The sequence below is a fragment of the Asanoa sp. NPDC049573 genome (genome assembly GCF_040676615.1).
Lineage (GTDB): Bacteria > Actinomycetota > Actinomycetes > Mycobacteriales > Micromonosporaceae > Asanoa.
The window spans coordinates 74,084-87,704 of the sequence record NZ_JBFAPI010000007.1 but is presented as its reverse complement, the minus strand read 5'-3'; the positions used below and the strand labels follow the sequence as shown (position 1 = coordinate 87,704).

Genomic DNA, 13,621 nt, shown 5'->3' with positions numbered 1-13,621 from the left:
ATCTATGGACGTACTAGATAGTTACTTATACGCCGAGCGGCCGCCGCGTGGGAAGAGGCCGGTGGTCTTACAGTGGCAGTCGACGTGTGGGGGTGGCAGTGCCAAGCTCTGAAGTCGTGGTCGCGAGTCAGGCAACACGCGATGCCGAGCGCACCAGAAACGAGATCCTTGCGGTCGCCACGCACGAGTTCGCCGACAAGGGCTACGACGGCGCCCGAGTCGACGAGATCGCCGCCCGGACGCGTACGACGAAGAGGATGATCTACTACTACTTCAGCGGCAAGGAGCAGCTCTACATCGCCGTGCTTGAGCGGGCGTACGTCGGCATCCGGGCGCTCGAACAAGAAGTGGATGTCGAGCACCTCCGCCCAGATGTCGCCGTGCGGCGGCTAGCCGAACTGACCTTCGACCACCACGAGTCGCATCCGGACTTCATCAGGCTGGTCAGCATCGAGAACATCCACCGGGCCGAACACCTCGTACGCTCGGGAATCCTGGCTGGGCTGGCGAATCCGGCCCTCGAAGTGCTGAGCCGGATCCTCGACCGCGGCCGCACCGAGGGCATCTTCCGCGCCGGCGTCGACCCGATCGACGTACACATGCTGATCAGCTCGTTCTGCGTCTTCCGCACTGCCAACCGCCACACGTTCCGGGCCATCTTCGACCGCGACATGCTCGACCCGACGCGCCGGGACCACTACCGCACCATGCTCGGCGACATCGTCGTCGACTACCTCGCCGCGCGATAGTGAGACGTTGTCCGATCACGATCTTGAGCTCTGCGTGAACTGGGTCAGGCTGCCGTGGACCGCGCATTGATATGCCGTCAACCAGGCCGACAGTGCGTCGTCGGGTTCCGGGTGCCCGCGGCTTCGCCGGATGTGGCGCACGATCAGCTCGCGGACTCCCTCGTCGGCGAAGTAGACGGTGTGGATCAGCCCGGCCGGCCCCACCGTGAAGCCTTCGCTCGGCGGTCCTTCCAGCGCCGCGATCAGCAGGAGCTCTCGGGCTTTCGGCCCGACGGTCGCGTTGTGGCCGGCGACGATCCGGTCCAACCGGATGATGCTGGCGTCGGGAAGGCCCGCCCTGGCCCGGGCGCCGGCGAGCGGCAACGGCCACGGCGACACATAGGCTGCCACCGCGTGCGGCAGGTCGGCGCCCTGCGCGGCGCGGGTCAGCGCCCGGGCGACGGCGCGGCGCCAGAGCGGTTCGAGCCAGCGGTTGGCCGCCGCGACGGCGGGCCAGGTCAGGCGCGTCGGGTTGACCGTCGGCAGTTCCGGTAGCAGGTGCGTGGCGCCGACCGCCACCGGGAGCCGCAACCTCGGCAGTGGGAACGGCACCGGAAGGGCGGGGACCGGTTGCCGGACCCGGCGGGCGACGGGCTCGTGCAGGGACTCGTAGGCGACCGGGTGTGCCACCGACGCCGAGAGGGCGTTGATCGCTTCGTCGGCCGGCGACCACAGTCCGAGCCAGCGGCCGGCGAACCGGTGTGCCGCCAGAAGACCGGCCCGTTCCCGGACCAACAGCGATTCCGCGTGTCGACGGTTGCCCGTCACCCAGATCGCCACCAACCACCACAGGAGAATGGGCAGGGCGAGCGCGTTGGCCACGCTGCTGTGTGCGACGACCTGCGGCCAGCGGGCGCCGGTGGAGCTGGCGACGACCACCACGGCGAGGTAGAAGATCGGCAGCGTCACCGACGCGGCCAGGAGCAGGTCGGTGAGCCCTTGGCGGCCCGGGTGCTCGCCCAGACACAGGCCGCGGCTGCGCCAGCCGGTGACGAACGCCCGCCGGGTCGGCAGGAAACGCATGAACGGTGTGCCGACCGTCGTCCAGCTCCGTAGGCCACGCAGCTGAACCTCCGCGCGGACCGCGGCGTACTCCCGTGCCCGTGGGATGTGCCGGGTCTTGTATTTGACGAACCCCGGGGCATGCTCGTCGGGGCGTTCGCGGATGAGCGGCTCGTCGCCCAGCCGGATCGTCGGATCGTTGAGCGCCCGCCGCAGTTCGGCGTAGACCACCTGCTCGCCGCGGGTGACCTCGGCACTGACCAGGGCCTCCCAGATGACGGAGCCACCGTGGCTGTGGCCGACCAGGTGATAGGTGTGGCCCTGCCGCTCGAGTTCGAGCAGGAAGGCCAGCAGCCGGTTGGCCGCGTGCAGCCGGCTGATCTGGCTGTTGTCGCCGTCCCAGGTGAACAGACGGATCGAGTCGTCGAGAAGCACGACGTCTGGCGGCAGGTGCGCCGCCAGCCACTCCCAGGTCTGACTCCCCCGCTGCCACCAGGCCTCGCCCGCCTCGTCATCGCTCGTCGCGAACGTGCCATGGACGAGGATGACGAGATCGGGCATGCCCTGTTTCTACTGCAGCCGACCCACGACGGTCATGAGTAGCGGACCTCAGCCCAGCAGTTCCGGGCGTTGCCACTGCTCGCCCTTGATGTGGTGGGCCAGGAAGGCCAGGACGGTTGCGTACCAGACCTTGGCGTTTCCGGGCTTGAGGATCCAGTGGTTCTCGTCGGGGAAATACAGGAACTTGTGCGGTGTCGAGCCGTCGTCGGCCGTCGAGCGCGACAGCAGGTCCCACCACAGGCGCAGGGCCTCGCCGATCGGCACGCGGTAGTCCTTGTCGCCGTGGATCACCAGCATCGGGGTCGTGATGGCGCCGGCGGCGTGGTGCGGCGAATTGGCTTCCAGGTTCTTGTCGGTAAACTCGCGGGCCCAGTAGAACGCCATGTCGGTGGTGGTCAGCATCTGGTCGAGCGCCCACAACGAGGCGTGCGTGACGATCGCGGCGAAACGGTCGGTGTGGCCGGCGATCCAGTTGGCCATGTAGCCGCCGAACGAGCCACCCATCGCCGCGGTACGCGTCGCGTCGATGTCGTCGCGGGCCTCGACCGCGTCGGTGAGCGTCATCAGGTCGGTGTAGGGGGTGTCGCACCAGGCTCCCCAGCCGCGCTTGATGAACTCGTAGCCGTAGCCGCTGGACAGCGCCGGGTCGGGCAGCAGCACCGCGTAGCCGTGCGCCACCGCGATCCAGGCGTTCCACCGCCAGGTCCACGAGTTCCAGGAACTCACCGGGCCGCCATGGATCCAGAGCAGCAGCGGGGCCGGTGCGCCCTGGTCGTCGGGCAGGGCCAGCCAGGCCCGCAGTGGCGTGCCGTCGGCGGCGGTCGCGGTGACCTCTTCCAGGCGGCCGGGCAGGGCGATCTCCTCGGCCGGGCCGCGCAGGCGTTCGACCTCGGCCGGGCCGCGCAGGCCTTCGGCGTCGGCCGGGCCGCGCAGGCCTTCGACCTCGTGTGGGCCCGCCAGGGCGAGCCGGACCGGTGCCGGCGGGCTGTCGATGGCGCTGCGCAGGGCGTAGACCCAGCGGCCGTCGGGAGACACCCGGATGTCGGTGTAGGCGCCGTGGTCGGCGGTCAGCCGGGCGACGTCGCCGGTCGTGCTGTCGACCCGCCACAGCGGGCCGCGGCCGTGGTCGTCGGCGGTCACGATCAGGGCGCCGCCGTCGGGCGTCCACCGGGCACCGCCCGGCCGGCGGTCCCAGCCGGCGGTCAGCGCGCGGATCGGGCCGCCAGCGAGCGGGACGAGAGCCAGCCAGGTGTCGCCGGGGTCGTCGAGGGAGGAGCGGCGGCTGGCGACGATCGCCACGCGGGCGCCGTCGGGCGAGATCCGTGGCGAGTGGTAGTCGTGGTCGGCGTCGTCGGCGAGCACCCGGCGCTCCCCCGTCGCTACGTCGATCGCGACCACGATCGCCCGGCTCGAACCGGCCGGTTCGGCGATCGCCCACGAGGTGACCACCGTGCGGCCGTCGGGGGTGACCTCCCAGTCGGGGTCTCCGTCGAGCGCCCGGCCGGCGTGGCCGGTGATGTCGCGCGGCTCGAGGTCGTCGCCATGTGCGAGTTCGGCGGCCAGCAGGCGCGGACGGTCGGGGCCCAGGTCGTGGTCCCAGAAGCGGATCGGGTATTCCTCGTGCAGGATCGCCGCGGTTCCGGTGTCCTTGCGGTGCTTGCGGGCCTCCCGATCGGCGGCCGGGTCGGCCGAGGAGGGCAGCAGCGCCGAACCGAGCACCAGGGTGCCGGTTTCGCTGACGACCACGCCCCGCACGCCGCCGGGCGGGTTGGCGATCACCCGGGCGTCGCCACCGCCGGCCGGTTGCAGCCACAGCGCCGACCGCGGGTCCTCCTCGTCGTCGCCGTCCGGATCGGGCCGGGCCGAGGTGAAGAGCAGGTCGCCGCCGGGCGTGAACGCTGCCGCCGCCTCACCCTTGGCACTGCGGGTCAGCCGCCGCGCCGGCCGCCGGCCCTCGGGGTCGACCTCCCACAACGCCGTGCTGTAGCGAGCGTTCTTGCGGTCGGGGGTCGCGACGCCGACGACCACCCGGCGACCGTCGGGCGACAGCCACAAACCGCCCACCCGTGGCAACCGGACGAAGGCATCGAGGTCAGCGAACGGGTTGGTGGGTTCGGCGCTCATCGGGCCTTTCTATCACCGGCCCACGGGTTCCGACGACTTCCTTACCCGCCCCTTGACAGTGCGGATCGACGCTGACACTGTCCACGGTCGACCAGCGAATCCCCGCCGTTGAAGGGGAAACCGTGCCGTTTCGATCGGTGCCCGCAGCGCGTGCGGTCGTCACCGCGTCGGCCGAGATCGACCGGCTCGGCCTCGTGGCGCACGCCGAGGTGTTCGGCGGGATCATGCGGGTGACGCTGCTGCGGGACGGCTCGCCGATCGCGACCGGGGCGGGCAAAGGGCCGGGCGCACAGGGTACGGCCAGCGCCCACTTCGAGGCGCTCGAGCGTTACCTCATGTCGGCGCACGAGAACCGGCGCTGGGGTGCGCAGACGCTGCTGCCGGCGGCCGACGTGGCCGGGCAGCCCGCGCTGGCCGCGGATCGCGTCGTGCAGCGGTGGGCGGCGGAGTTCCCTTCCGCCGTGGCGGCCTGCGCCTCCTACGGCGGCGTCCGCTATCCGACGTTCCTCGCCGATCCGCGCTACTACCGCTGGCCGGCGCCGGGCGACGACGTGTCGCCCTACCGGAGCCTGCTGCGCTACTCGTCGAGCCTGGGCACGGCGGCGGGCAGCGATCCGGACGAGGCCGTCTATCACGGCATCTGCGAACTCGTCGAGCACGACGGCGTGGGGCAGGCGCTGCTGCGGTGGTACGTGGCCGGCGTACCCGATGCCGACGTCGTGCCTCCTGCGGACCTGCCGCCCGCCCTGCGGGCGCTGCACGATCGGGCCGCCGTCGCCGCCGGCGCGCCCGTCCACCTGCTGGACGTCACAACCGACCTGGCGATCCCGGTCTACCTCGCGGTGAGTTCGGCGGGCGGGTTCGGTGCCGGCGCCTCCGTCTGGGCCAGCGACGCCGCGGCCCGCGCCCTCGACGAACTGATCCAGATGTGCGCGCTGCCCTCGTCGGCGGACACGCGGGCGGTCGCCCGGCTCGCGGCATGGCCCGCTCTGCGACGCTGCGCCGACCTGCCCGTTCACGACCTGCGGTTGCGGGCGGTGCCGCCGCGCGCCGACCCCGCCGGCGACGGGAGCCCGCGCTGGGGGCTCGACCAGGTCCGGCACGCGTTGGCCCGGCACGGCATCGACTTCCACGTGTGCGAGGTCGCGCCGGTCGGCTCGCTGATCTCCGTGGCCACCACGATCGCGCCGGGGCTGGAGCGCTTCAGCCTGGTCCGGCACGGCGTACCCGTCATACCGACCGGAAGGGGATGGCATCTCTGGCCGACTGCGCACGTGTCCCGAACACCCTGAGCTAAGGAGCGACATGTCCACCACCAACGGCGGCGAGGCCGGTTTCTGCTTCCACCCGGCCGACGAGCAGCACCTGCGCGGCGGTTCCGTCTCGCCGTGCTTCCACCCCGGCGACGCCAACGTGAACCTCTGCCACCACCCGAGCGACAACGTCAACATGTGCTACCACCCGGTCGGCGACGACCTGGCGGCCGACCTGCACCTGTCCCTCACCGGCATCGACGAGCGCCACCTCGCGGCGCTCAGGCCGTGACCCGAACCATCGAGACAGCCGGCGTCGAGGGGCGCCGGCTGTTCGACCGCGACTTCTCCCGCTGGTATCTCGCCCGCTCCATCTCCGTCGCCGGCACGGCCGCGAGCGCGGTAGCCCTGCCCCTGCTCGTCTACCGCACGAGCGCGTCGCCGGCGCTGACCGCGGCGGTGGTCGGCCTGGAAGCCCTGCCCTACCTGATGTTCGGCCTGTTCGCCGGCGCCGCCGCCGACCGCCTGCGCCGCAAGCGCATGATGATCGCCGCCGACCTCTGCTGCGCCCTGCTGCTGGCCACCGTCCCGCTCGCCGCCTGGTTGGACGCGCTGTCGGCCTGGCACGTACTCGTCGTCGCCTTCGGTGTGGGTTGCGGTTTCTGCTGGTTCGACGCCGCGGCCTGGGGCGCGTTCGTCCGCCTGGTCGGCCGGCCGCGGGTCACCCGGGCCAACAGCGTCATCTGGACCACCGAGATCGTCCTGGAGATCGCCGCGCCGGCCGCCGCCGGCCTGCTGGCCGCGCTGGCCGACCCGAGCCTGGTGCTCGCGGCGGATGCCGCCACCTATCTGTTGTCGGCCGCGCTGCTCGCCGGAATCCGCACCCCGCTCGACACCGGCCCGACCGTCGCTCGCCGGCTCTCCGCCGAGATCGCCGAAGGACTTCGCTACCTATGGCGTACGCCGGTCCTGCGCACCCTGACGGCCGCCGGCTTCGGTCTCAACGTCGCGGTCGGCGGCGTGCTGGGCCTGCTCGTCGTGCACGCCGACCGGGCACTCGGCGTCGGTCCGTTGGACAAGCGGCTGGGCCTGCTCTACACGGCCGGCGCGGTCGGCTCGCTGGTCGCCGCCGTACTCCTGCCGCGGGTCAGCCGGTGGGCGGGGCAGGGCATGGTCTCGCTGGGCGGTCTCGTCGTCTTCGTCGCCGCCTGTGCCGGCCTGGCGGGCGCGTCGACGTTCATCGTGGCGGTGGGCGGGTGGTTGATCTGGTCGGTGGCCCGGCTGGCGGTGAACGCCAACGGCATCACGGTGCGGCAGTTGCTAACCCCAGACGAGTTGCAGGGCCGGGTCAACACCACGGGCCGCATGCTGGCCTGGGGCGGCACGCCGTTCGGCGCCCTGCTGGGCGGCCTCGGCGCCGACGCTTACGGGGTCAGGGTGGCCTACCTGCTGCTGGCGGTGCCGGCCGCGGTCAGCATCGTGCTGGTCTACGCCTCACCCGTCCGCGGCCTGCGGCTCGCGGTCGACTGAATCCTGGCTACGTCAGGCGGACCGGGCTCGCGTCCACCGGGATGCGGACGGACGTTCCCGACGGGCTGAACTGGCTCGACGATCCGGACGCCCGGCCAGCCGGGTGGCACGCCCCTGACTGCGAACAGCCGACGCTGACGGCCGAACCCGCAGCGTCAAAGCCGCCCTTCGTGACACCGTGACGAGCCTGGAGCCCGAACTTCGTAGGATCGCGGATGATCCGGACAGCAGCGCGCCCGCTGGTAAGTCCGGCTAGCGCGGCGCGTAACCCGCGACGTTCCTGAGCCCTTTGCGGTTGTTGCCCTGCCGCATGGCAAGGTCTTGACGGAGTGTTCGTCGCGTGTGATCTTCTAGCCGCCCGATCGAAGGTGAGGCATGCCAGTCGCAGAACCGCCGTGCGGCGCATGCTGCTATGCATGCAGCGACGGCAAGACGGATCTTGGTCTGTGGCTGCACCTGCCTGAGGTGATCATCAGGGCCGTCGCGGGACTGGTCGCCAGTGCGCCACGGGGTCGGTGGCGGTCAGGAAGCGCGTTGGCCAGTCTGGCTATCGGCATGATCAAGGGGTATCAGCTGCGGATCTCCGCTCGGACCCCGGCCAGATGTCGTTTCGTGCCAACCTGCAGCACCTATGGATTGATAGCCATCGAGGGGCACGGCGTTCTCAAGGGCTGGCGCATGACCTACCGCCGGTTGACCCGATGCAGGGCCTCCGTCGCGTTTGGCACAGCCGACCCGGTACCGCTGCTTCCGGGAACGCGGTGATCGCTCGCCAACATCAACCGTCGTCGGGCACCGCTGCGGCTGTGGGGAGGTCGCGCGTCACGGCAACGGCGCGCACCGGTTCGTCTGCTTATGCCGGTTGCTGACAGCCTGGACGATCCGGGCATGCGTTCGGTCACGCGGTCCATCGTCTCGCCAATGGTCCTGCCTGTTCGACGCCGACGACGCCGGGCGGAGAAGCTGGTCGCGGAACGGCTCGGAACCGCGCGGCACGGAACCCGCTCGATCCGAACGGATGCCGAGGTAGCCCAACCGGCAGAGGCGCGGAACTCGAAGGTACGACCATCATCCCATTGCCCGCCTGCAAGTGTTGTTGCTAGCGTGGCTCCGCCCGCGGTGCTCGTGGCGTCAGCCCGAGCAGATCCCCCTCGCACCGACAGGCCTGCCTATGCGTGTGCTCGACCGGCTGACGGCCGTCGCCGCCGCGTTGGCATTCGTCCTGGTCGGTCTGGGTGCGCCCGCCTGCGGGGCGATCAGTGAGTCGGGCGCGGTGGTCGCCGCCGCCCACCGGTTGATCGATCATGAGGCGCCGTCTGTTCTTCCTGCGACTGGACGCCCCGTCGACGCTCCGGCCACCACATCGGACCGTCCGCACCCGCCCTCTGGCAATCCCCGGGCCGTCGCCGCGCACTTCGTGCACCCCGCCGCTTCGTCGGACCCGCGGACGGATTTCTCCGCTGGAAAACGTGTTGGCCACCCCGCGGACGTCGTTTCGACCGACGGACCGGATGATCTCCTGCTGGCCGCGCCCGTTGGCATGGACGGCACGCTCGACCATGCCGTCGCCGCGACCCGCTACCGGCAGCCGGTCGTACCGCAGCCGCCGGGCGGCGCCCCGCCCACGCGGGCCCCGCCGACCTATGCCTGATCCTCTCCACGCCGCTCGTCACGGTTGAGCAACCCGTCGTCGTGACGGGCGCGGCATCGACTGTCCAATAGCGACGACTTCGTCCGCTTCGCATACACCATGACGGCAACCGTCGCCTGGTGTCCGATCCCGAGCGCATCCCGCCCGGGCCCCTCGAATCCTGGAGGATTCGCATGTCCACATCCCGCTGGCGTAAGCCGGCGACAATCGCGGGCGCACTCGTGCTGACCGCCGCGCTCGGTGGCGTCGCCGTAACCAACCACGAGGTGCAGGAAGCTCTCGGCCTGGCCGACGAACCCGGCGCCAACATGCCCTGGCACCCCAGGGAGTTCATGGAGATGGCGGCCGGGGAGGACTCCGCCGAGGCCGGTGAGGAGGCCTTCGAAGCCCGTACCATCGCCGAGCAGTTCGCCCAGGCCCGATACGCGCCGGGCATCGTCTCGCCGGGTGCGTACTCCAACGCGTTGAGCCAGCTCAACGCGCTCCCCGTCACGAACGGCAGCTGGCGCGAGGTCACCAACATCAAGTACGACGGTGACGACCCCCGCTACCGCGACTACGCGTCCAACTCCTCCGGCGGCGCGGGCCTGGTCACCGGTCGGATCACCGGGCTCGCGTCGGACAACAGCGGCCACGTGTACGCGGCCGGCGCCGACGGCGGCGTGTGGCGTTCCTCGATCGGCGGCGGGAACTGGACGCCGATCACGGACGCGCTGCCCACCCTGTCCAGCGGCGACGTCGTGCTCGCCGCCGACGGATCGCTCTGGTACGCGACAGGCGAGGGGAACACCGGCGGCACCTCGTACGTGGGCGCCGGCGTCTACCGGCTGGCCAACCCGACTACCGGCGCCTTCAAGTCGACCGACCGGGTCGGCGGTACCGAGCTCGAAAGCACCGTCATCAACAAGCTGCGATTCTTCGACGGCAAGGTCTGGGTCGCCACCAACCGGGGCCTGTTCTCGCACCCGATGGGCAGCACTTCAGGGGCCTGGAAGCTGGAGTTCGCGCCGAACCCGAGCTACCTCCCGGGCGGCGCGAACGCGGGCGACGCCAACGCCGCGTACAAGAACATTGTCAACGACGTGGCCCAGGAGCCGCGCAACCCGAAGCACGTCGTGGTCGCCTCGGCGTGGCGCTCCGGCGACACCTACAACGGCTTCTACGAGACGGCCGACTACACCGCGGGCGGCTGGACGAAGGTCAACCCCACTGGCGCCATGCCGGCCGACGACATCGGCTACGTGACGTTCGCCTTCTCCGCCGACGGCGGCAAGCTGTACGCGATCAACCAGTCGCCGCGGCTGCTCAACAAGCCCGCCGGCAACGTGAACAGCTACCTGGACGGCATCTACGTCTCCAACAGCGGCAACCCGGCGGGCCCGTGGAACAAGATCGCGGACTCGTCGAAGCTGGGCAACTCCGGCTCAGCGCTCAAGCAGGCTGTCGGCGGCAAGGGCTACGGCCCCGGCATCCAGGCCTGGTACAACCAGTTCCTCGCGGTGGACCCGGCCAACCCCAACCACGTGTGGGCCGGCCTGGAGGAGGTCTACGAGTCGACCGACGGCGGCGCCAACTGGAAGACCGTCGGCCCGTACTGGAACTTCAGCTTCGCCTGCTGGAACATCCACGACGCGCAGAACACCTGCAACAAGACCACCCACTCCGACCAGCACTCGGTCGCGGTCGGCAACGGGTTCGTCTACGTCGGTAACGACGGTGGCCTCTACCGCCGGCCGATCAACGGCAAGACCGACAAGGATGGCCACGCCATCGACTGGCAGAGCCTCAACGACGGCACCATCGACGCGCTCCAGTACTACTCGGTGGCGCTGGGCAAGGACCCGGCGAAGGCCGGCACCATCGTCTCCGGCGGTCTGCAGGACAACGGCACTTCCATCCTGCGCGCCGGCGACACGGTGATGGGCTCGCACTTCGGCGGCGACGGTGGCGACGCGCAGGCCGACCCGGCCAACGGCTGCCGGCAGGTCCAGGAGTACACCAACCTGGCCATGCGGGTGACCGAAAACTGCAACGCCAACACCGGTTCGGGCACGCTGGCGGACTCCACGTCGCGGGACATCCAGCCCTACACCAGCGCACCCGGCGACGAGTTGGCAAGGTTCATCGCGCCGTTCGCCCCCGACGACCACGACGCGAACGTCTGGGTGGCTGGTGGCCAGCACGTCTGGGTCAACACCAAGGGATACTCGATCAAGGATGGCAAGGGCTGGACGAACGCGTTCGACCTGGGCGCTGGCCGCACCGCCACGTCGGTCGCGGTCTCCGGAGGCATGGCGTACGTCGGCTGGTGCGGGCCATGCAACAACGCCGGATTCGCCCGCGGCGTCGCAGTCGGCAAGGTCAACGACCCGGCGAGCTGGCACCAGCTCGCCCTGCCGGGTGACTTCCCGAACCGGTTCGTGCAGGGCGTCGGGATCGACCCGGCCAACCCGTCGCACGCCTTCCTGGCGATCAACGGATTCTCCCGCCGCTTCACGGAGGGCCCGGGCGCCGGGATCGGTCACGTTTACGAAACCAGCGACGCGGGCGCGACCTGGAAGGATGTCTCGGCGAACCTGCCGGACGTGCCAGCCAGCTCGATCAAGGAGCTGTCGAACGGGGCTTTGGTGCTCGCCACCGACCTGGCGACCTTCTATCGTGCGCCGGGTGCCTCCACCTGGCAGCGACTCGGCGCCGGCCTGCCGCTGACCGTCGGCATGGACGTCGAATACAACCCGATCGACAACTCGGTCTACGTGGCCACCCACGGCCGCGGCATCTGGGCGTTCAACCTAGGTCAGCTCTGACCATCGAACGGCCGGCCGGGTCCCTGCGGGGACCCGGCCGGACTCACCTGCCCAGCGAGGCTCGCGACCTTCGGCAACCAACTGCCAACGACCTCCCGTTGACGAACGACGCGGAGGGCTCAACGACCTGCCACCCGAGTTGGCGGCCGCCTTCGCCGGACAACGGGACGAGCGCCTCATCGCCGCGCTCTGCCGCCTGCACGAGGAGCGCGGCCACGAGGACATCGAGGTGGCCGTCGTCTACGGCGCCGGACACACCGCCGCCGTCGTGGCCGGGTTGCGGAAGCGGTATGGCTACCGTCCGCGCTCGGCCGACTGGCTCACCATCGCCGACCTGTGCCGGCCGCGCTCTCGCGACCTCCGGTTTCCGCGCGACGGCCTGGCGCTGCTCGACGAGGCCATGTCCTTTGATGTTCGCCCACAGTGAACGTCGGGCGTAGGTCGCCGGGGTCGATGTGGACCAAGTGGGCCGCGACGATGGCCCGCCTTCTGCGTTCGAAGCGGGCCACTCGGCCGTCCATGCCGATCTCGGAGTAAGGGCGGCGACGGGCCGCCGGAACGCGGCCCGTCGCCAGTGCCGACGGGAGGTCAGACCGTCGGGATGCCGTTCGCCGGCGGCGGGGCCGCGGCCTCGGTGTATTCGGTGACCTGGCCGGCCGCGTCATCCGTCTGCACGACCGGGCCGAACGCGGCCTGGACGCCGCCGGTGACCTTGCCCATCTGCATGCCGCCGATGCCGGAGTGGTCGGTCTTGGAGTAGCGGTAGGGGCCGACCGCGGCGTTCTTGAAGCCGCCCGACTCGACCGCCGCGAGCAGGTTCTCGCGGGTCAGGTCTTTGCCGGCCTTGAGGAGGGCCTGCACGGTCAGGTAGGCGACGTTCATGCCGAAGACGATGTTGCCGTCGAACGGCGCGTTGCCGTTGTATTCCTTGTTGACCTTTTGGAAGAGCTGGATCCACGGGTTGGCCGAGTCGGTCGAGACCGGCAGGTAGCCAGGCGCGATCAGGCCCTCGAGCAGGGCCTTGCCCGGGCCGAGCAGCCCGGAGAGGGTGGTGTAGTCGGCACCGACGCTCGACGGGATCCACTGCGGCTTGAAAGCGATCTTGGCCGCCGTCCCGAGGGACAGGGCGGTGAAGGCGGGGATCGTGGCGGAGATGACGACCTGGCAGCCGGCCGTCTTGAACGCCTGGATCTGCGGGGTGATGTTGGTGTTGCTGGTGACGTACTTCTGCTTCGACTTGACCCCGTCGGCGCCGAGGACCTGCTCCACGCCGGCCAGGCTGTCACGGCCGAAGTCGTCGTCCTGGCCCATGTGGCAGACGACCTGCCCGGGGAAGTTCTTCTTGACGTAGTCGGCGATGATCTTGCCCTCGACCGTGTAGTCGGGCTGGTAGCCGAACGTCGTCGGGTATTTCTCCGGCTGGTTCCAGCTGCGGCTGCCCGAGGCGACGAACAGGTCCGGCACCTTCTGCGTCTTCAGGAAGTCGAGCACGCCGGTGTGCGTCGGCGTGCCGAGTCCATTGAGGATCGCGAAGACCTTGTCTTCCAGAACCAGCTTGCGTACGACGGTCTGGGTGTTGGCCGGGTTGTAGCCGTCGTCCTCGATGAGGTATTTGATCTTGCGTCCGTTGACGCCGCCGTTGGCGTTCACGTAGTCGAAGAACGCCTTGGACGCAGGCGCGATCTTCGAGTAGCCGGCGGCGGCCGGGCCGGTCAGCGGCATGTGCGTGCCGAGCGTGATCTCGGTGTCGGTGACACCCGGCACGGCGGCCGCTGTGCCGCCGCCCCCGCTGCTGCTGGGCGCGTCGTCGGAACATGCGGCGTTGGTGGCGATCAGTGCGAGACATGCGGCGACCACTATGCCGCGACGTGCGTTGCGAAGCATGGCTCTCCTGTTCGGATGGTG

11 protein-coding genes are annotated in these 13,621 nt (G+C 70.3%); 8 read left to right on the top strand and 3 right to left on the bottom strand.

Features of this window, described 5'->3' with window-relative positions; translation table 11 throughout:
* Positions 1–116 precede the first annotated feature (116 nt).
* Positions 117–749, top strand: a complete 633-nt coding sequence (locus tag AB0J74_RS17920; protein WP_363449095.1) for a TetR/AcrR family transcriptional regulator — start codon at positions 117–119, stop codon at positions 747–749.
* Positions 750–764: 15 nt separating this feature from the next.
* Here AB0J74_RS17920 and AB0J74_RS17915 read toward each other — a convergent pair whose 3' ends face one another.
* Positions 765–2,351, bottom strand: coding sequence for an alpha/beta fold hydrolase (locus AB0J74_RS17915; RefSeq protein WP_363449093.1), 1,587 nt, complete (start codon positions 2,349–2,351; stop codon positions 765–767).
* A gap of 48 nt (positions 2,352–2,399) precedes the next feature.
* Positions 2,400–4,475, bottom strand: coding sequence for an alpha/beta fold hydrolase (locus AB0J74_RS17910; protein WP_363449091.1), 2,076 nt, complete (start codon positions 4,473–4,475; stop codon positions 2,400–2,402).
* Positions 4,476–4,597: 122 nt separating this feature from the next.
* Between AB0J74_RS17910 and AB0J74_RS17905 the strand changes: the two genes are divergently transcribed.
* The 7 genes from AB0J74_RS17905 to AB0J74_RS17875 all read left to right on the top strand — a co-directional run bounded on the left by AB0J74_RS17905 (position 4,598) and on the right by AB0J74_RS17875 (position 12,143).
* Entirely contained in the window at positions 4,598–5,767 is a 1,170-nt protein-coding gene (locus AB0J74_RS17905) for a YcaO-like family protein (protein WP_363449089.1), read from the top strand.
* 13 nt (positions 5,768–5,780) lie between these two features.
* Positions 5,781–6,020 carry a hypothetical protein gene (locus AB0J74_RS17900; RefSeq protein ID WP_363449087.1) on the top strand — a complete coding sequence of 80 codons (240 nt, stop codon included), beginning with the start codon at positions 5,781–5,783 and terminating at the stop codon, positions 6,018–6,020.
* Positions 6,017–7,258, top strand: a complete 1,242-nt coding sequence (locus AB0J74_RS17895; protein WP_363449085.1) for an MFS transporter — start codon at positions 6,017–6,019, stop codon at positions 7,256–7,258. The genes AB0J74_RS17900 and AB0J74_RS17895 overlap by 4 nt, the downstream gene beginning before the upstream one ends.
* Positions 7,259–7,633: 375 nt before the next feature.
* On the top strand, positions 7,634–8,023 hold the full coding sequence (yidD, locus tag AB0J74_RS17890; RefSeq protein ID WP_363449083.1) for a membrane protein insertion efficiency factor YidD: 390 nt from the start codon (positions 7,634–7,636) through the stop codon (positions 8,021–8,023).
* 406 nt (positions 8,024–8,429) lie between these two features.
* Entirely contained in the window at positions 8,430–8,909 is a 480-nt protein-coding gene (locus AB0J74_RS17885) for a hypothetical protein (protein WP_363449081.1), read from the top strand.
* A gap of 173 nt (positions 8,910–9,082) precedes the next feature.
* Entirely contained in the window at positions 9,083–11,716 is a 2,634-nt protein-coding gene (locus AB0J74_RS17880) for a glycosyl hydrolase (RefSeq protein ID WP_363449079.1), read from the top strand.
* A gap of 139 nt (positions 11,717–11,855) precedes the next feature.
* On the top strand, positions 11,856–12,143 hold the full coding sequence (locus AB0J74_RS17875; protein ID WP_363449077.1) for a hypothetical protein: 288 nt from the start codon (positions 11,856–11,858) through the stop codon (positions 12,141–12,143).
* A gap of 161 nt (positions 12,144–12,304) precedes the next feature.
* Here AB0J74_RS17875 and AB0J74_RS17870 read toward each other — a convergent pair whose 3' ends face one another.
* The gene (locus tag AB0J74_RS17870) at positions 12,305–13,600 is read right to left on the bottom strand and encodes an ABC transporter substrate-binding protein (RefSeq protein WP_363449075.1); all 1,296 of its coding nucleotides are present in this window, start codon (positions 13,598–13,600) and stop codon (positions 12,305–12,307) included.
* Positions 13,601–13,621: the final 21 nt, after the last annotated feature.

What these genes read in the sequence shown, in the direction of transcription:
- AB0J74_RS17885 (WP_363449081.1), top strand. Translation starts at nt 8,430, where the DNA reads ATGCGTGTGCTCGACCGGCTGACGGCCGTCGCCGCCGCGTTGGCATTC.
- AB0J74_RS17870 (WP_363449075.1), bottom strand. Translation starts at nt 13,600, where the DNA reads ATGCTTCGCAACGCACGTCGCGGCATAGTGGTCGCCGCATGTCTCGCA.
- AB0J74_RS17915 (WP_363449093.1), bottom strand. Translation starts at nt 2,351, where the DNA reads ATGCCCGATCTCGTCATCCTCGTCCATGGCACGTTCGCGACGAGCGAT.
- AB0J74_RS17910 (WP_363449091.1), bottom strand. Translation starts at nt 4,475, where the DNA reads ATGAGCGCCGAACCCACCAACCCGTTCGCTGACCTCGATGCCTTCGTC.
- yidD (WP_363449083.1), top strand. Translation starts at nt 7,634, where the DNA reads ATGCCAGTCGCAGAACCGCCGTGCGGCGCATGCTGCTATGCATGCAGC.
- AB0J74_RS17880 (WP_363449079.1), top strand. Translation starts at nt 9,083, where the DNA reads ATGTCCACATCCCGCTGGCGTAAGCCGGCGACAATCGCGGGCGCACTC.
- AB0J74_RS17900 (WP_363449087.1), top strand. Translation starts at nt 5,781, where the DNA reads ATGTCCACCACCAACGGCGGCGAGGCCGGTTTCTGCTTCCACCCGGCC.